Below are 17795 nucleotides of genomic sequence, written 5' to 3' on the forward strand. Positions count from 1 at the left end.
CGGCCGGCGGAGCTGGTCTACAGGTCGGACTCGACGAGCCCGGACTTCACCAGTTCGTGCACACCGTTCAGGATCTCGTCGGGTCGGAACGGGTACCGGTCGATCTCGCTCTGGTCGCTGATGCCCGTGAGCACGAGGATGGTGTGCAGGCCGGCCTCGATGCCCGCCACGATGTCGGTGTCCATGCGGTCGCCGATCATCGCCGTGTTCTCGGAGTGCGCTCCGATGCGGTTCATGGCAGAACGGAACATCATCGGGTTGGGCTTGCCGACCACGTACGGGTCCATGCCGGTCGCTTTGGAGATCATCGCGGTGATGGCGCCCGTTGCAGGCAGAGGGCCTTCGGCGCTCGGCCCGGTCGCATCCGGGTTCGTCGCGATGAAGCGCGCGCCCTTGCCGATCAAGCGGATCGCCTTGGTGATCGCGTCGAACGAGTAGCTGCGGGTCTCACCGACCACCACGTAGTCGGGGTCGGTGTCGGTCATGATGAAGCCGGCCTCGTGCAGGGCCGTCGTCATGCCGGCCTCGCCGATCACGAACGCGCTACCGCCGGGCATCTGCGATTTGAGGAAGTCGGCCGTGGCGAGCGCCGACGTCCAGATCGACTCTTCGGGAACATCCAGACCGGATGCGCGCAGCCGGGCCGCGAGGTCGCGCGGGGTGAAGATCGAGTTGTTGGTGAGCACCAGGAACGGCGTTCCCTCATCCCGCCACTGCTGGATGAGGTCGGCGGCGCCCGGGAGCGCACTGTTCTCGTGGACGAGCACACCATCCATGTCGGTGAGCCAGCATTCGATCTCGTCGCGATGCGCCACGCAATCCCCTTTCGACGGGTACAGCTTATTGCGCGCGCTGTTGCCGCAGGGTTTCGATCGCATTCCGAACGTTACGCTGAACGGGTGCAGCGCGAACCCGAAGACAGCCCGTCCGAGCCGGCCGGCGACAGGGGCGTCAGTGCCGCCACTCCCGAACTGAGCACGAACGGTGTGGGGCCCTGGCTGGGCGAGTGGCCGGACGACCCCCGGTTCGACCACGAGCTGCTGCGCCACGGCGACACCCGCAACGTGATCGACCGCTACCGGTACTGGCGCATGGAGGCGATCGTCGCCGACCTCGACGAGCACCGGCACCCGTTTCACGTCGCGATCGAGAACTGGCAGCACGACATGAACATCGGCTCGATCGTGCGCAGCGCGAACGCGTTCGCCGCCGACACGGTGCACATCATCGGGCGGCGGCGCTGGAACAAGCGCGGCGCGATGGTCACCGACCGCTACCAGCACGTGCAGCACCACGACGACGTCGCCGGGTTCGTGGAGTGGGCGAAGGATGCGGGCCTCCCCATCATCGCCATCGACAACGTTCCCGGGTCGGTCATCATCGAGACGTTCGCCTTCCCGCGCGAGTGCGTGCTGCTGTTCGGGCAGGAGGGGCCGGGCCTGTCGCCCGAGGCGATCGCCGCATCCGACGCCGTCGTGGAGATCTCCCAGTTCGGCTCGACCCGCTCGATCAACGCGTCCGCGGCCGCCGCGGTGGCCATGCACGCCTGGATCACCCAGCACGTCACGTTCTGAGCGACGGCGATCCCGCGCTCGCGGCGTGGGGCGGGCGGCCGGATGCGCGGACTCAGCGGTTGCCGAGACGCCAGACGAGTTTGAGGGCCGACCAGTCGGTGTCGACCGCGGCGACCTTCACGTCGACCAGGCCACGGTCGATCGCGGCTGCGCGGATGAGGTTCTCGTCGAGGTTGCTCACGTGGCCGGCTGCTTTGCGGGGCCAGGCGATCCAGAGCATCCCCGCCGGCCGGATGCGCTCGCCGAGCGCATCGAGCTCGGCCGAGAACTGCGCGGCGGTGCGGTAGAAGGCCACGATCAGGTCGACGTGCGCCGGTGACTCCTCCGGCGCAAGCCACTCGATCGGGCCCGGAGCGCCGTCGAGAGGGATGCGCCAGCCGGCGTCTGGGTGCAGCACCTGTGCGGTCGTGCCGGCTTTGAGGCCGAGCTTCTTCCAGAGCTGTGAGCCCGAGTAACCGGCGCCGGGCCAGCCGGAGTCGGCGGCGATGCGGTCGATCGCAGCCTGGTCGAGGTCGTAGACGGTCTGGCCGTCGTCGGGTGCCGGGGCACTGACGATGTGGGCTCGCATCGCGCCGGTGGCGTGCATCCGGATGAACGCGAAGCCGGAGCCTCGCACCGCACGCTCCCGGCCGGGCGGCGTGAGCACGTCGGTGGTGTTCGCCACGGCGGGAGCGACGACGACCGGGATGTCGCGCGCGCCGGCCGTGGTGATGAGCGCGTGGTGGAAGTGCCCGGCGAGGATGAGCCGCACATCCGCCTGCGCGCACACCTCGAGGAACTGTTCGGGTTCGACCAGCTGCAAGCGCTCGAACAGTCCCGTCGATGGTGGGGCCGGTGGGTGGTGCAGCACGACGACGGTGCCGTGCGGCGCGGGCTGGGCCAGGGCATCCCGCAGCCGGCCCAGGCGATCGGCGTCGATGCGGCCATACCCGGCACCGGCGACCGTGCTGTCGACGGTGACGACCCGCAGTCCGCGCACGGTCACGACGCGCTCGCGGTCGCCGAGCACCTCCTCGAAGCCCTGGGGGAGGTCGTGGTTCCCCATGGCGTAGACCACCTCGGCGCCGCGCTCCGCCGCCCACGGCTCGAGACGGGAACGCAGGCGCCGGTACGACTCCGGGCTGCCGTCGTCGGAGAGGTCGCCCGACGCGACCACGACATCCACCCGCCCGAGTTCTTCGGCCCGGGCGAGCACCCGGTCGAGCGCCGCCAGTGTGTCGACCACCCCGTAGTGCAGACGGTCGTCGCCCGACAGGTGGGTGTCACTGAGGTGCAGGATGCGCAAGGAGTCACTCACGCCGTCACCCTACCCGGCACCCCCGGCACCCCCGGCGCCGGTTCCGTTCGTGCCGAACGTGGGGTTCCGAACCGCTGAACCGCACGATTGGCACGAGTGGTCGCCGCGCCGGCGGCGCGGGTCAGCCGATGAGGCTGGGCCGCAGGTCGCGCAGCGTGCGGAAGTGGGTCATCCGGGTCACCCCGATGGCCGCCAGCAGCAGGGCGATCAGAAGCCACAGCGCGAGGATGCCCGCGTCGGCCCAGGCGGTGGCGGGGTTGCCGCCGTACATGAGCTGGCGCATTCCGTCGACCGCATACGACATCGGCAGCACGTGGTGCAGCGCGGCGAGTGGCCCGGGCAGGGTCTGCCAGGGGAACGTTCCGCCGGCGGTGACGAGTTGCAGCACCATCAGCACGAGGCCGAGGAACTGCCCGACGCTGCCGAGCCAGACGTTGAGGGCGAGGATGATCGCCGCGAACGTGAGCGACGCCATCGCCATCATGCCGAACATCCCGAGCGGATTGTCGATGTTGAACTGCAGGGCTCCGGCCAGCACCGCGAACAGGCCGACCATCTGGATCGCACCGAGCAGGCCGGGCGTCAGCCATCCGGCGAGCGTGATCTTGATCGGCGAGTGCAGCGCCGTGATCGCCCGGCGCGACACCGGCTTGACGATGAGGAACAGCGCATAGATGCCGATCCAGGCAGCGAGCGCCACGAAGAACGGGGCGAGGCCCGCGCCGTACGTTCCCGCCGACGTGATGGACGTGTTCTTGAGGTTCACCGGGTCGGCGATGGTGGAGGACTGCTTCTTCTGCAGGTCGGGCGAGTTGTCGGGGATCTGCTTGAGCCCGTCGTCGAGCCCGTCGTGCAGCTTGGCGGTGCCGTCGTGCAGCGTCGTGAGGCCGTCGCGCAGTTGGCCGGCGCCACCGGCGGCCTGCTGGGCGCCCGAGGAGAGCTGGGCGGAGCCGGCCTTCGCCTGTGCCGCGCCGTCGGCGAGCTGGGCCGAACCGGATGCGACCTGATCGGCGCCCGCGGCGAGCTCGTTCACCTGACCGACGAGGCCCTGCACCTGAGAGTTTCCGCCTTGCACCTTGGCGTCGATGTCGCTCACCGCGCCGGTGATCCGGGCCTTCTGCTCGGCGGTGAGGGCCGGGTCGGCGTTCACCTGGGCGATGAGCTGCTGCCCGATGGTCGCCGCATCCGCCGCGGCCGTCGACACCTTGGGTGCGACCTCGTTGGCCTTGGCCGCGAGGGTGTCGTTGCCCGCGGCGACCTTCGCCGCCCCGTCACGAAGCGTCGCAGCCCCGCCGCTCAGCTGTCCGAGTGCTGAGTCGAGCTGCTGCGCACCGGTCGAGAGTTGCGCTGTGCCGTCGGCGAGCGTCGCCGCCCCCGACTGCGCGCTCGCGCTGCCGTCGACGAGCTGCGCGGCGCCGTCGGCCGCGGTGACGAGGTTCGAGCGGATGTCGGAGAGACCGAGCAAGAACTGCTCGGCCGCCTGCTGGTTGACCTTCTTGACGATGGAGGTGCGGATCTTCTCGGCCGCCTGCTCGCCGATCGTCGAGGCGAGGTAGCTGTTCGTGTCGTTGGTCGTGAGCTTCACCGTGGCCTGGTGCGGGCTCTTTCCGGATGCGCTCGCGAGCGCCTCGGAGAAGTCCGCAGGAAAGGTGATGCTGAAGTCGTATTTCGAGTTGTCGACGCCACTCGCCGCAGACCCGGTGGTCACGCGGTGCCAGTCGAACGAGCCGTCTTCGATGAGCTCGTCGGCCACCTCGTCGGCATAGTTGACCTGCTTGCCGTCGACCGTGGTACCGGTGTCATCGACGACGATCGCGGCCGGCACCTGGTCGAGCCGGTCGTACGGGTTCTGGTTGGCCCAAAGGTAGAGGCCGCCGTAGAGCACCGGAACGCACATCAGCGCGATGAGCGCCACGATGGACATCGGGCTGGCGGTCAGACGGCGGAACTCCGCCGCGATCATCTGGGGGATCTTCATTCGGGGTCCTCTGCGAGTGCTGTCGCGTGAAGTTCGGGTTCGGGATGCGCGGTGGCGACGATCACGTCGGGCAGCTCGTCGGTGTCGTCGCGCCCGGGGTCTTCGTCGAACGTGCCTGCGGCGTCCTCCGCGCCGGCGGGGCGCGGGGCGGTGGACTCGTCGAGCCGGGCGACGAGGGAGGTGGCCGCGATGGCCGCGGCCGACGCATCCCCGGCCACGATCAGGATGGCGAGGTCGCGCCCGGCGAGACGCCGCGCGAGCTCCCACCACTCGTTCGGGTCTCCGCCGTGGCGATCGGGCGACGTGATGACGAGACCCTCCACGCCTTTCCGCAGCAGGGCGAGCTCGGCGAGCAGCCCGATGCGCACGGTGGGCGGAACGGTGCCGATCGCGTATCGGCCCCATTCGGAGGCGCCGAGCTCGGCGAGTGCCCGGTTGACCGCGATGGGGTTGGAGGGGCGGCCGGCGAACATGAGCTCCTCGGCCACGATGCCGCCGACGGTGACATCGGCGGCCGGCTCGCACACGTCGGGGGCGTCGATCAGCGCGATCTTTCTGCGCATGGCGCCGTAGTCGGTGTTGCCGTCGATCGTCACGGTTCCGGCGTCGGGGCGCATGCGACCCGACGCGATGAGGCCGAGCACCGTGGGCCGCTGCTCGGTCTCCGCACGGGCGAGCGTGACCTCGCCGGTCGCGAACGTGGCGGAGGTCGGCGGAAGCGCGGCGTTGCGGGAACCTTTTGTCACGCTGTCGAGCACGATCTTCATGCGGAGGCCTCCTGCAGGGCGAGTTCGGGGGTGTCGTCGACGATGGCGTCTGCTTCGCGCCAGCCGAGGCCGGCGGCGCTGAGGCCCGCCAGCATCACCAGGCGGTGCCCGGCCTCGCGCGACATGCCCGTGCGGGTGGCCTCGTCGAGCACCGCGACGGCGGCGTTCTCGATGAGGCGGGCGACGGTGACGAGGTCGATGTCTGTGCGCAGCTGACCCTGCTCGATGCCGCGGGCGACCGTCTGGCGCAGGCGCTCGCGAGCGGGCTCGAGGGCTTCGGCGACGCGGTCGCGGTGCGGGCCGCGCACGGCGAGCTGGGCGTTGACGCGCACGTGCTCGACCTCGGCCCAGAGGGTGGCGCCGTAGAGCGCGATCTCGACCCGGGCATCCGGATGCGCCACCGGCTCCAGCAGCGTCGCCAGCCGTGCCGCGCCGCGCGTGTACACGTCGACGATGAGGTCGTCGCGGGTGGCGAAGTGACCGTAGATCGCTCGGCGGCTGAGGTTGGCGCGGGCGGCGATCGTCTCGAGCGAGGCGTCGATGTCTTCGTTCAGGGCGGCAGCGGCCGCGATGAGGATCGTCTCCCGGTTCTCGGCGGCGTCGCGTCGTGGTGCGCGCGGTTGCGGAGCGGGAGAAGAAGGGGACATATCCGTATTCTACTATCTTGCACAGCCATGTGCAAGATAACCCGCGATAGGATCGAGTGCGACGGTGAGCAGGCTGCTTTGGCGGCGGCGCCGGCGCGCTCCATCCCATCGAGAGGACTGAACAGTGCCCGCGATCGTGATCATCGGCGCCCAGTGGGGCGACGAAGGCAAAGGCAAAGCGACCGACCTCCTCGGCAGCCGCATCGACTACGTCGTCAAGTTCAACGGCGGAAACAACGCGGGTCACACCGTGGTCGTCGGCGACGAGAAGTACGCCCTGCACCTGCTTCCGTCCGGCATCCTGACCGAAGGCGTCACCCCGGTGATCGCGAACGGTGTCGTCGTCGACATCGAGGTGCTGTTCGAAGAGCTCGACGGGCTGATCGCGCGAGGCGTCGACGTCTCACGCCTCAAGATCAGCTCCAACGCGCACGTGATCACGCAGTACCACCGCACCATCGACAAGGTGACGGAGCGCTTTCTCGGCAAACGCCAGATCGGCACCACCGGTCGCGGCATCGGGCCGACGTACGCCGACAAGATCAACCGCGTCGGCATCCGCATCCAAGACCTCTTCGACGAGAACATCCTGCGCCAGAAGGTGGAGGGCGCGCTCGATCAGAAGAACCACCTGCTCGTGAAGATCTACAACCGCCGCGCGATCTCGGTCGACGAGGTGGTCGAAGACCTGCTCAGCTACGCGGAGCGGCTGCGCCCGATGGTCGTCGACAGCTCGCTCCTGCTGCACGAGGCGCTCGTCGCCGGCAAGTACGTGCTCTTCGAGGGCGGCCAGGCCACGATGCTGGATGTGGACCACGGCACATACCCGTTCGTCACCTCCTCCAACTCCACCTCGGGCGGCGCGGCCACCGGTTCGGGTATCGGCCCCAATCGCATCGACCGCGTGATCGCCATCGTCAAGGCGTACACGACGCGCGTCGGCGCGGGCCCGTTCCCGACCGAACTGTTCGACGAGTGGGGCGAGTTCCTGCGCGAGCGCGGCTTCGAGTTCGGCACCACCACGGGCCGTCCGCGCCGCACCGGCTGGTACGACGCGCCGATCGCCCGCTACACGGCGCGCATCAACGGCGTCACCGACTTCGTGCTCACCAAGCTCGACACGCTCACCGGCATCGACCGCATCCCCGTCTGCGTCGCCTACGACGTCGACGGCGTGCGCCACGACGAGGTGCCGGCGTCGCAGAGCGACTTCCACCACGCCACGCCGATCTACGAAGAGTTCCCCGGCTGGAGCGAAGACATCAGCGGCTGCCGCACGTTCGAGGAGCTTCCGCAGAACGCGCAAGACTACGTGCTCGCGCTCGAGCGCCTCTCGGGCGCCCGCATCTCCGCGATCGGCGTCGGCCCCGCCCGCGACGAGATCATCTCCCGCCACGACCTCGTAGACTGACCCCCCACCCCCCCCACCCCCCACCCCCCACACCACCCCCACCCGCGCGCCATCGAGATGCGCCGAAGTGTCGTCATTCGCCGCGTTTGGGCACACTTCGGCGCATCTCGCCGGCGCGAGGGGTGAGGGGTGCGGGCTAGAACCAGGTGGAGAGGAGCGGGGGCTGCGAGGTGCGGAAGAGCGCGTCGAACGCGGGGGCGTCGCCGGTCAGCTTGCCGGCCACGGCGAGACCTCGGGCCGCATCCTGCCCCAGGTAGACGCTGCCCAGGGCGCTCACCGAGAGGGAGACGTCGGGCGCATCCGTCGTCGCGGTGACTTCGGCCGAGCCGTCTGACACGCTCAACCGGTAGCGGCCCGCGGCGAACCCGAGGTCGTCGCTCACCTCGAGCACGAGGGAGCCGTCGCGCTCGTAGCGGCGTGCGGTGAGGGCGGCGGGCACGTCGAGGATGCGCACCCACAGGTGGTCTTCCACGCTCGCCACCCGGGCGCCGCGCACGTCGGAGACGAGATACGGGAGCGGTTCGTCCACGCCCCGCACACCGATGCTCACCTCGGCGACCAGGTCGAGTTCGAGGAGATACCGCCAGATCGCCGTGTACGCGGCCTCGGTGGCGGCCGCGAGGTAGGTGACCTCGACGGTGTGGCGCACGAAGTCGTCGCCGTCTTTGACCACGTAGCTGACGAACCCTTCCGGCTCGCCGGAAGGGGAGTCGTAGCGCACGAGACGGTACTTGTCGGCGTCGGGGGTGCCGGTGAGCGGGCCGATGAGACGGTCGGCCAGGTAGGGCGACAGCGCTATTTCGCCCGCCCTGCCCGCCATCACGCGGTTCAGTACGTCGTATGCGGTCTGCCGGTACGCATCCGGTTGGGTGAACGACAGCCGGCCGGTGGTCTCGCCGCCGGCCCAGCGCACGCGTTTCGTGTCGACGCGCCACCCGGTCGCACTCGTCGCGGGTCCGAATCCCCAGCGGCCGTAGATGACGGATTCGGAGACCGTGAGCACCGCGACCGGAACGCCGAGCGCCTTGGCAGTGCGCAGTTCGCCGCCCAGAAGCGCGCGGGCGACGCCGCGACGTCGATGGGTCGGGGCCACGGTCACCGAGCTGATCGCCCAGCTGTCCACCGTCGCGCCGGCGGGAACGGTCAGGGGGGCGATCCACGAGTTCACGGTTCCGACCGGGGATGTGCGCCCCGCATCCGGAATCGCGTCGTCGTACACCGCCGTGGTGCGCCGATCGCGCAGGTAGCCGCGTGCCTCCGCCAGAAGCTCGGGCTTCGGATGCTCGCTGTGGAACCCGCGGAAGTCGGCTCGGATCCACTCGTCGAAGGCGGCGTCGTCCGACGTGTCGACGATGGCCAGGCGGAGCCCGGCGTCGGAGACGGCGCGAGCGGACTGCTCGTCGATGGGCTGAGTGAGGTATGGCTCGGTCACCACTCCACCGTATCCCTAGGGCCGGCGCGAGAGCAGGGCCGGCGCGAGAGCGGGCACGGTACGAGAGCGGGTCAGCCGAGCGGATGACGCAGGCTGGCGAGGATGCGCCGCCAGGCCGATGCGCGCATCCGGACGCCCGGCGAGCATGGAGGCATGAACACCGTCCCTCCTCCCATCTCCGTGCTCGCGGCCTCCGCTCTCGTCAAGACCTACGGCTCCGCCATCGCGCTCGGCGGCGTCGACTTCCGCATCGGCGCGGGGGAGTCGGTCGCCATCATGGGCGCGTCGGGCTCCGGCAAGACGACGCTGCTGCACTGCCTCGCCGGCATCATCGGGCCCGACTCGGGCTCCGTGCTCTTCGCGACGCCGTCCGGGACGGTGGATGTGACGACGCTCGGCGAGAAGGAGCGCTCCCGCCTGCGCCGGGAGGCCTTCGGCTTCGTGTTCCAGCAGGGCTTCCTGCTGCCCGAGCTCACCGCCGTCGAGAACGTCGCCCTTCCGCTCATGCTCGGCGGCACCGCCCGTGCCGTCGCCGAACAGAACGCGAGCGGGTGGCTCGCAGCGCTCGGTCTCGCCGGGTTCGAGTCGCGCCGCATCGGCCAGCTCTCCGGTGGCCAAGCCCAGCGGGTGGCCATCGCGCGCGCTCAGGTGACCGGCGCATCCGTCGTCTTCGCCGACGAGCCGACCGGCGCACTCGACTCGCGCACCTCCGCCGAGGTGATGAGCGCGCTCATCGACTCGACGACCGGCCGGGGACGCTCCCTGGTGGTCGTGACCCACGACGAGGAGGTCGCCGCCCGCTGCTCGCGGGTTCTGCGGCTCGCTGACGGCCGCATCGTCGACGAGGCGGTGACCGCGTGACCACGCTCCGCATCGCCTGGCTGCTCTCGCGGCGCACGGCCTCCGATCGCAGCACCGTGGTGCTGCCGGTGGTCGCCTTCGCCGTGGTCACCGCGCTCCTGCTCATCGTCTGCGGTGGTGCGCAGGCCTTCTTCACCTGGACGGGCCAGACCGCCTTTCTCTACCAGTTGCTGGCGGTCGTGGCTCTCGCACTGCTGATCGTGCCGCTCGTGGCGCTCGGCGGGTCGGCCGCGCGACTGTCGGCCCGGCGGCGGGATGACCGGCTCGCGAGCCTGCGTCTGCTCGGCGCTACGCCGGCCACCGTCGGCGCGCTGACCGTCATCGAGTCGACCGTGCTCGCGATCGCCGGCGCGCTGGTCGGGGTCGTGGTCTCTGTCGCGGTGTCGCCCCTCGTCGGGCTGATCCCGTTCCGAGGGGAGCCGCTCGGCACGTCGGTGCTGCTCGCGCCCATCCTCGTCGTCGCCGCCGTGCTGGCGATCGCCCTCCTGGCGGCCGTGAGCGCGGTGGTGGGTCTGCGGAGCGTGATCGTCTCGCCGCTCGGCGTGCGCACGAAACAGGTCGCGCCGCCGATGCACTGGGTGCGCGTCGTGATCGGCGTCGTGGTCGTGGCGGTCACGTTCGCCGCGATGAACGCGATCCAACTCGCCGCCGGCTTCGGGATCGTGCTGACCGTGCTCGCTGTCGGGTTCGGCGGCACGCTCGCGGTGCTGGGGCTGGTCGGGCCGTGGGTGATCCGGCTCGTCGCATCCGGTCAGGCGAAGCGCGCGAAGACGGTGAAGAAGCTGCTCGCGGCCCGGGGCATCCTCGAATCGCCGAAAGCCGCCTGGCGCCAGGTGTCGGGGGTGGCGATGACCAGCTTCATGGCGGTGTTCGCCGGGGTCGGGGTCGCGCTGCTCGGCATGATGAGCGAGAACGGACAGCTCGACCGGGAGTCGCTGCAGCTCTACGCCGACATCAGAACCGGCGTGATCATCACTGTCGTCGCATCCTTTCTCATGGTCGCCTGCTCGGTCGGCGTCAACCAGGCCTCCGCGGTGCTCGACCGCCGCGAGCTCTACGTGAGCCTCGACAGGCTCGGGATGCCCGTGGAGACCATGAACGCCGCCCGCGGGCGCGCCGTGCTGTCGCCGCTCCGCATCACGACCATCGGGTCGGCCGTCGTCGCCGCGGTGGTGATCTTTCCACTCACCGGATACGTGCTGCTGGTGCGCCCGGCGACGATCGCGATGATCGTCGGATGCCTTGCGACCGGCATCCTCATCGTCTGGCTGGGTCTTCTCGCCACGCGACCGGTGCTCGCGCGCGTGCTCGCGGACCGTTCCCCCTCGCTCTGACCCCGCCCGAGTCGCGGAAGGTGGTTTTGACGCGACTCACGGCGGCCTCCGGATAGGGTCGGAGCATGGGTCATGACGCAGAAGAAGAGGCGAAAGCGGTCGAGCAGCTGCACAGCATCCGGCAGAGCATCGACAACATCGACGCCGCGCTCGTGCACCTGCTCGCGGAGCGGTTCAAGTTCACACAGCAGGTCGGCACGCTGAAAGCCGAATACGGTCTGCCGCCCGCCGACCCCGAGCGCGAGAAGGAGCAGATCCAGCGCCTGCGCGCGCTCGCCGAGGAGAGCCACCTCGACCCGGCGTTCGCCGAGAAGTTCCTGACCTTCATCATCGCCGAGGTCATCCACCACCACGAGCGGATCGCCACCGAGAGCTCTCGGTGACCTGGAACCCGCTCGCCCTTCCGAACGCGGTGGGCAAGACGATCGCGGTCACCGGAGCCAACGCCGGCATCGGCTATTTCGCCAGCGAGCAGTTCGCGTCAGCCGGCGCCCACGTGATCCTCGCCTGCCGCGACCCTGAGCGCGCAGAAGCCGCGATCTCCGCAATCCGGCGACGGGTTCCCGGCGCGAGCGTCGAGGCGATGCCGATCGACGTGTCCGACCGTGGGTCCGTTGCCCGAGCGGCAGCTTCGCTCGTGGAGCGGGAGGGTCTCGACGTTCTCCTGCTCAACGCCGGCATCGTGCATGCGCCTCGCGCGCGGGCGACGGATGCGGTCGGCAACGAGCTCGTTCTCTCCACCAACGTGATCGGGCACTTCCAGCTCACCGCGCTCGCGATGCCGGTGCTCGAGCGCACGCCCGGCGCCCGGGTCGTCTCCCTCGGGTCGCTCGCGACGCTGCTCGCCCGTTTTCCGCTCGACGACCTCCAGCAAGAGGAGTCCTACGACTCGTGGCACGCGTACGCCCGCTCCAAGATCGCCGTGCAGGCGTTCGGTTTCGAGCTCGCGCGGCGGCTGCGGGCGGCCGGCAGTGACGTGTCGAGCCTGGTCGCGCATCCCGGATACTCCACCTCGGGCCGCACGCCCGGCATCCGCGGGGTCAATCAGCCGTCGCACGCCAAGCGCTTCGTCGACAACCTGCAGGCCGCGTGGACCCAGGGCAAAGACCGCGGCGCGCTGACAGCGGTGCGGGCGGCCCTCGATCCGGATGCGGTGAGCGGGCAGTTCTACGGCCCGCGCGCAGTCACGAAGGGCGCGCCGGTCGCCTCCTGGGCGACGCCGACCACGCGCAGCCCCCGGGTGGGCGCACGCCTCTGGAGCCTGCTCGAGGAGTATTCGGGCCAGCGGTTCGAGATCGGCTGACACCGCGCGGTCGGTGCGCACCCATACACCCGGGGTCGATCGCATACTCTCAGGTCGCATCCAGACGGCTGGTATGGGCTGAACCCATGGACATCGCTTACACCGCAATCGCGCACGCCACTGGTGGGGGACGGGACGGACACGTCCGCAGCGAAGACGATCTGCTCGACTTCGACACCCGCCCGCCGAAGGAGCTCGGGGGCTCCGGCGAGGGCACGAACCCGGAGCAGTTGTTCGCCGCCGGATTCTCCGCCTGCTTCTTGAGCGCGATTCACGCCGTCGGGCGCCAGGAGAAGCTGAACACCACCGACGCCTCCGTGTCGGCGAGCGTCGGAATCGGCTCGAACGGCGAGGGCGGGTTCGGCCTCGAGGTCGAGCTCGACGTCTACATCCCGAGGGTCGGCCGCGAGCAGGCGGAGCATCTCGCCGACGCGGCTCACGAGGTCTGCCCCTACTCGAACGCGACCCGGGGGAACATCCCGGTCAAGGTGACCATCGTCGACTGACCGCAGGCGCAGAGCGGCGGTTCGTCAAGGGGGTTGGCGCACCGATTCGTGCGACGACACTGTTCGTCATGCGCAAGCTCTTCTACGCCAGCGGGTACGTGCTTCTCGGGGACTCCGTGTGCGACGCCCTCCTGCAGTACGCGAAGGCGCTGGCCGACGTCGGCAAGTCCGATGTCGTCGATGTTCCGTCTCTGTCGGATGAGGGTGTCATCAGCCGCACGCAGCTGCTGATCGGCCCAGCGAGCCAGCTGTTCGCGGCGACCGCCCTCGACCGGGGAGCCGACCTCGACGACAGCGACGCGGTGGCCTCGATGAACACGAAGGCGGCGAGTCTCCGGCCGCCGGTGCCACTGGCCGGCGACGACGAGCAGCTGCAGTTTCCCGACGGTGGTCTGTCATGACCGCGGATTGCTGACGGCGCGACATGGGCACACTCTTCTACGGAGCCGACCGGCTCGCGATCACCCTCGACGACCGGCTGTTGGCACACCTGCAGATCGTCATCACGAACAAGCTCCGCCGGCAGGAGCCGCTCATGCTGAACTGGCGCGACAACGAGTCGGTCGGAAACGGCAGGAGCAGCGTCTGGATCAGCGTCAGCACCGACCTCCACTTCAAGTACAGCGACAGCCGGATACCGCAGATCAACCCCACCTGGATCGACGCGCTGCTGCGTTCCTCCAACTCGGCCATGGGCCTGCAACTGCTCGACGAGGGAAGCCTCGACGAGCCCCCGCGAGGAACGTCCACCTGATCGGACGGGCCGGCACGATCAGGTGGTGGCGACGCGGCCGACCTTCTCGGTCTTGTCCCACTTCGACTCGGCGCCGGCCAGCTCTTTCAGGTAGGAGTCGAACGTGATCGCGCACAGAAGCGAGCCGTACCCGGCCAGGTAGATGAGCGCCGGAGTGAGCCAGCGACCGGCCCAGGTCGGCTCGACCGCGCGCGCGAGCCACGCGACGGCCATCGAGAACGGAATCCAGACGTAGATGCAGAGCGTGATCACGAACAGCGTGCGCTCGCTCAGCGTCACGCCGAACGCCTGCGGAAGCCACTCCAGCAGCAGTGCGGGAAAGAGCGCCACGATCATCACGAGGGTGTTGACGATGCCAGGGAACAGCAGAACGTGACCCCACGCGCGGCGGCTGGTGCGCGCATCCGTGAGCGCCCCGAGCACCAGGATGAAGATGTAGGCCAGCGACGCGCCGATCCAGAGAGCGCGGAACGCCGTCGTGGCGATCTCGGGATGCAGGAACAGCAGGCCGACGAGACCGATCGACGACACGATCATGATCAGAGGCAGCAGCCAGAGGCTGAACCACACGGTGCCGAACGTCCAGTCGCCGAGACGGTGGTTCTTCGACGGGCGGAACCAGACCTTCTCGTAGCGGCCGGTGACGGTCACGTTGCCGCGGGCCCAGCGCAGGCGCTGCTTCCACAGGTTCGCCACGGTGCGCGGCTCCTCGGCGAGCACCTCGGCGAGCGGCTCGAACACGACCTTTCTGCCCTGCAGCTGGGTCTCGAACGTGGTGATCGTGTCTTCTGCCAGCGACGAGGTGTCGATGCGGCCACCGATGGCGACGAGGTTCTCGCGACTGTGCAGCTGCGCACCGCCGGCGAGGCAGGCCTGCGCACCGAGCACGTTCTGCGCGCGCCGGGCGGCAGGCTGCGAGAGCACGTATTCGACACCGATGAACTTGGTGAGATAGTTGCGATCCTCGCTGCCCTCGCGGATGTACGCGGAGACCGCGCCGACCTCGGGATCGGCCAGATGCCTGGTCATCCTGCGCAGCGAGGTCGGCAGGTAGATGACGTCGGCGTCCATGATGAGCAGCGCCTCCATCCAGTCGTCTCTGAGGATCTCTGCGATGCCATGGTTCAGCGTGTGGGCCTTGCCCTCGCCGCCACGCTCCCGGCGCAACAGCACGACGTTGCCGGGGTAGAGGGCCGCCTTCTCGCGCACGACGTCGGGGGTCTGGTCGGTGCTCGCGTCATCGACCACGAAGATGCGCAGCGCCTCGCGCGGGTAGTCGAGCTTCATCAGGCGGTCGATGGATGCGCCGATCACCGCGCCCTCGTTCCAGGCCGGCACGACGATGGCCACCCGGGGCAGGTACGGCTTCGCCTTGCCGTAGTGGTTGATCGAGGCGTGGAACGGGATCGCTGCGAACGTGGCCGCTGCCGCGATCACGGGGATCAGGCCGGTGAGCGCAAGAATCAGGCACACGATCACCAGCGTCGTGTTCACGACCGACAGCACATCCACGCGCATCCCCCACTCGTCTAACTCCGGCCACGATACCCTGTGTCCGAAAAGCGCGAGCGCCTGTCGGCGGGGACCGATAGCGTCGAGTCGTGAAGGTAGCACTGCAGTTCATCGCCATGGGTCTCGTCTGGGGCGCCAGCTTCCTGTTCATGAAGGTCGCGCTCGACGGCGTGAGCTTCGGTCAGGTGGTGTGGGCGCGTCTCGTGTTCGGCGCGATCACGCTCGGCATCATCGCGGTGATCGTGCGGGCACGGCTTCCCCGCGAGCCGATCGTCTGGCTGCACTTCGTGGTGGTGGCCATCACATACTGCGTCATCCCGTACCTTCTCTTCGCCTGGGCCGAGCAGTACGTGTCGTCGAGTCTCGCGAGCATCTACAACGCCGTCACACCCATCACGACGGCCATCCTGGTCACCGCGGCCTTCCGGGTGGAGAAGCTCAACCGCGACCAGGTGCTCGGGGTGCTAGTCGGAATCGTCGGCGTCGTCGTGGTCATCGGGCCCTGGCAGGTCGCCGCTCTCACCGGCAGCGTGTGGGGACAGCTGGCGTGCCTCGGCGCCGTCACCTGCTACGGCTTCAGCTTCGGCTACATCCGCAAGTTCATCAGCCACCGGGCGATGCCGGCCACCACGATCGCCGTGATGAACATCGGCGTTGCGGCGCTGATCATGGTCGTGCTCACGCCCGTGCTCGCTCTCGGACCGGTCACGTTCAGCTGGCCGGTGCTGCTGAGCCTGCTCGCGCTGGGCGCACTCGGCACCGGGGTCGTCTACATCTGGAACATGAACGTGCTGCGCGCCTGGGGCCCGACCGCCACATCCGGAGTGACCTATGTGACCCCGGTCGTCGGGGTGGCGCTCGGCATCCTGATCCTGCACGAGACGCTGTCGTGGAACGAGCCGGTGGGCGCGGTGGTGGTGCTGGCGGGCATCCTGCTCACGCAGCAGCGAGTGCGCATCTTCACGCGGCGGCAGGCGGAGCTGGCTCCGACGGCGTCGGTCTGACCGCTCCGGAGTCACCGGCCGCCACACCGCCATTGTGCTCGGGCGCCGACGTCGTCTACTATCTGCTTTAACGATGAAGCAGTTTTTATCCGATCATCGTCACCTCGCTCAAGGGAGAGTCTCCATGCACTACAAGAAACAGCTCGCGGTCGTCGCCGTCGCGGCGGCGGTGGCCCTGGCCGCCACCGGGTGCTCCGGCGGCGGCTCGAACGCGAGCGGCCCCGTCGATCTCACGGTCTGGACAGGATTCACCGGCGGCGATGCCCCGGGATACCAGCAGATCGTGAAGGACTTCAACGCCTCGCAGAAGAAGATCAAGGTGACCATGTCCGCCGAGCCGTGGGACACCATCCAGCAGAAGCTGCCGTCGGCGTGGATGACCGGGCAAGGCCCCGACATCGCGGCACCGGCATCCGACCCGAACGTGATCGCGCAGTACGTCAAGACCAGGTCGGTGCTGCCGCTCACGCTGACGGGCGACGGCGCCTCGAAGATCAACGTCGACGACTTCGCGCCGGCGCTGGTGAACGAGTTCACCTACGACAAGAAGCTCTACGCCGTGCCGGCCAACTACGCCACGCTGAGCCTCTACTACAACAAGGCGCTCTTCACGGCGGCCGGGGTGACCCCTCCGAAGACGGTGGCCGAGTTGCAGGCCGCGGCGAAGAAGCTCACCAAGGGCGACACGTACGGGCTGGTGCTGGCCGACAACAACACGATTCAGATGTGGCCGGTTCTGCAGTGGCTCGAGGGCGGCGACATCGTCGGCAAAGACAACTGCAGCGTTCTCGACAGCGCCACCGGTCGCGACAGTCTGAAGCCCTGGGTCGATCTCGTCACGAAGGACAAGATCACTCCGGTCGGGCTGACCGGCGCCGAGGCGGATGCGCTCTTCTCCGCCGGCAAGGCCGCGATGGAGATCAACGGCCCGTGGGCCGCTCCGGGCTACAAGAAGGCCGGTATCGACCTGGGCATCGTCCCTGTTCCCGTCGACTCGTCGGGCAAGCGGGTGACACTCGGCTCCACCGCTCCGCTGGCGATCTCGGCCAAGTCGAAGCACCCCCAGGAGGCGCAGGAGTTCCTCGCCTACTGGACAGGGAAGACGGCGCAGAAGAAGTTCTCCCTCTCCACCGGCTTCCCGTCGCTGCGGACAGACCTGGCCGACGACGCCGACCTCAAGGCCGACCCGGTGGTGTCGGTGTTCTCGTCGCAGGTGCCCGACTCGCGGCTCTACCTGCCGCAGGTTCCGAACGCCACGCAGGTCGACAGTGACGCCTACGTCCCCCTGATCGGCAGCCTGACCCGCGGCACGGGGCTCAACGAAGGCACGGCCACCGCATCCAAGAAGATCGACGAACTCACGGGCTGCTCCAGCAAATGACCGTGATCACCGAGGCCCGGGAGCCGCACAGCGG

General features: G+C 69.1%; 18 protein-coding genes. 11 read left to right on the forward strand and 7 right to left on the reverse strand.

What is annotated here, in order from left to right; genetic code table 11:
• Positions 1 to 17: 17 nt before the first annotated feature.
• Positions 18 to 815, reverse strand: coding sequence for an HAD-IIA family hydrolase (locus tag ACFVWR_RS11590; RefSeq protein ID WP_387211658.1), 798 nt, complete (start codon positions 813 to 815; stop codon positions 18 to 20).
• Positions 816 to 971: 156 nt separating this feature from the next.
• On the opposite strand from ACFVWR_RS11590, the gene ACFVWR_RS11595 reads away from it, so the two are divergent.
• Entirely contained in the window at positions 972 to 1574 is a 603-nt protein-coding gene (locus tag ACFVWR_RS11595) for a TrmH family RNA methyltransferase (protein ID WP_387211717.1), read from the forward strand.
• A gap of 52 nt (positions 1575 to 1626) precedes the next feature.
• Here the strand turns inward: ACFVWR_RS11595 and ACFVWR_RS11600 are convergent, their stop codons facing one another.
• The 4 genes from ACFVWR_RS11600 to ACFVWR_RS11615 form a co-directional block, all read right to left on the reverse strand.
• Positions 1627 to 2871, reverse strand: coding sequence for a metallophosphoesterase (locus ACFVWR_RS11600; RefSeq protein WP_387211662.1), 1245 nt, complete (start codon positions 2869 to 2871; stop codon positions 1627 to 1629).
• 121 nt (positions 2872 to 2992) lie between these two features.
• Positions 2993 to 4849 (reverse strand): YhgE/Pip family protein, encoded by a 1857-nt coding sequence (locus tag ACFVWR_RS11605; protein ID WP_387211665.1) that lies wholly within the window; start codon positions 4847 to 4849, stop codon positions 2993 to 2995.
• Positions 4846 to 5616 carry a hypothetical protein gene (locus ACFVWR_RS11610; RefSeq protein WP_387211668.1) on the reverse strand — a complete coding sequence of 257 codons (771 nt, stop codon included), beginning with the start codon at positions 5614 to 5616 and terminating at the stop codon, positions 4846 to 4848. The genes ACFVWR_RS11605 and ACFVWR_RS11610 overlap by 4 nt, the downstream gene beginning before the upstream one ends.
• Positions 5613 to 6263, reverse strand: coding sequence for a TetR/AcrR family transcriptional regulator (locus tag ACFVWR_RS11615; RefSeq protein WP_387211670.1), 651 nt, complete (start codon positions 6261 to 6263; stop codon positions 5613 to 5615). The genes ACFVWR_RS11610 and ACFVWR_RS11615 overlap by 4 nt, the downstream gene beginning before the upstream one ends.
• Before the next feature lie 124 nt (positions 6264 to 6387).
• On the opposite strand from ACFVWR_RS11615, the gene ACFVWR_RS11620 reads away from it, so the two are divergent.
• Positions 6388 to 7674: an adenylosuccinate synthase gene (locus ACFVWR_RS11620; RefSeq protein WP_387211673.1), complete on the forward strand. Its 1287-nt coding sequence runs from the start codon at positions 6388 to 6390 to the stop codon at positions 7672 to 7674.
• Between the two features lie 136 nt (positions 7675 to 7810).
• Here ACFVWR_RS11620 and ACFVWR_RS11625 read toward each other — a convergent pair whose 3' ends face one another.
• A complete protein-coding gene (locus tag ACFVWR_RS11625) occupies positions 7811 to 9106 on the reverse strand; it encodes a GNAT family N-acetyltransferase (protein WP_387211676.1) in 1296 nt (431 codons plus the stop codon).
• Positions 9107 to 9259: 153 nt separating this feature from the next.
• On the opposite strand from ACFVWR_RS11625, the gene ACFVWR_RS11630 reads away from it, so the two are divergent.
• The 7 genes from ACFVWR_RS11630 to ACFVWR_RS11660 all read left to right on the forward strand — a co-directional run bounded on the left by ACFVWR_RS11630 (position 9260) and on the right by ACFVWR_RS11660 (position 13864).
• Positions 9260 to 9967, forward strand: coding sequence for an ABC transporter ATP-binding protein (locus ACFVWR_RS11630; RefSeq protein WP_387211679.1), 708 nt, complete (start codon positions 9260 to 9262; stop codon positions 9965 to 9967).
• Entirely contained in the window at positions 9964 to 11301 is a 1338-nt protein-coding gene (locus ACFVWR_RS11635; RefSeq protein ID WP_387211682.1) for an FtsX-like permease family protein, read from the forward strand. Before ACFVWR_RS11630 ends, ACFVWR_RS11635 begins: the two co-directional genes overlap by 4 nt.
• A 65-nt stretch (positions 11302 to 11366) precedes the next feature.
• Positions 11367 to 11684 carry a chorismate mutase gene (locus tag ACFVWR_RS11640; RefSeq protein ID WP_387211685.1) on the forward strand — a complete coding sequence of 106 codons (318 nt, stop codon included), beginning with the start codon at positions 11367 to 11369 and terminating at the stop codon, positions 11682 to 11684.
• The gene (locus tag ACFVWR_RS11645) at positions 11681 to 12604 is read left to right on the forward strand and encodes an SDR family NAD(P)-dependent oxidoreductase (RefSeq protein WP_387211688.1); all 924 of its coding nucleotides are present in this window, start codon (positions 11681 to 11683) and stop codon (positions 12602 to 12604) included. Before ACFVWR_RS11640 ends, ACFVWR_RS11645 begins: the two co-directional genes overlap by 4 nt.
• 86 nt (positions 12605 to 12690) lie before the next feature.
• Entirely contained in the window at positions 12691 to 13110 is a 420-nt protein-coding gene (locus ACFVWR_RS11650; protein WP_387211691.1) for an organic hydroperoxide resistance protein, read from the forward strand.
• Between the two features lie 68 nt (positions 13111 to 13178).
• Complete coding sequence (locus ACFVWR_RS11655) at positions 13179 to 13511, forward strand: hypothetical protein (RefSeq protein ID WP_387211694.1); 333 nt, start codon at positions 13179 to 13181, stop codon at positions 13509 to 13511.
• A gap of 23 nt (positions 13512 to 13534) precedes the next feature.
• Positions 13535 to 13864, forward strand: a complete 330-nt coding sequence (locus ACFVWR_RS11660; protein ID WP_387211697.1) for an ATP-dependent DNA ligase — start codon at positions 13535 to 13537, stop codon at positions 13862 to 13864.
• An 18-nt stretch (positions 13865 to 13882) separates the two neighbouring features.
• Here the strand turns inward: ACFVWR_RS11660 and ACFVWR_RS11665 are convergent, their stop codons facing one another.
• Positions 13883 to 15382, reverse strand: a complete 1500-nt coding sequence (locus tag ACFVWR_RS11665; RefSeq protein WP_387211700.1) for a glycosyltransferase — start codon at positions 15380 to 15382, stop codon at positions 13883 to 13885.
• An 83-nt stretch (positions 15383 to 15465) separates the two neighbouring features.
• On the opposite strand from ACFVWR_RS11665, the gene ACFVWR_RS11670 reads away from it, so the two are divergent.
• Together ACFVWR_RS11670 and ACFVWR_RS11675 are read left to right on the forward strand one after the other, a co-directional pair.
• The gene (locus ACFVWR_RS11670; RefSeq protein ID WP_387211703.1) at positions 15466 to 16380 is read left to right on the forward strand and encodes a DMT family transporter; all 915 of its coding nucleotides are present in this window, start codon (positions 15466 to 15468) and stop codon (positions 16378 to 16380) included.
• 124 nt (positions 16381 to 16504) lie between these two features.
• The gene (locus tag ACFVWR_RS11675) at positions 16505 to 17761 is read left to right on the forward strand and encodes an ABC transporter substrate-binding protein (protein ID WP_387211706.1); all 1257 of its coding nucleotides are present in this window, start codon (positions 16505 to 16507) and stop codon (positions 17759 to 17761) included.
• Positions 17762 to 17795: the final 34 nt, after the last annotated feature.

Origin of the sequence: Leifsonia sp. NPDC058292, from assembly GCF_042880955.1 — a bacterium.
Taxonomy (GTDB): Bacteria; Actinomycetota; Actinomycetes; order Actinomycetales; family Microbacteriaceae; genus Leifsonia.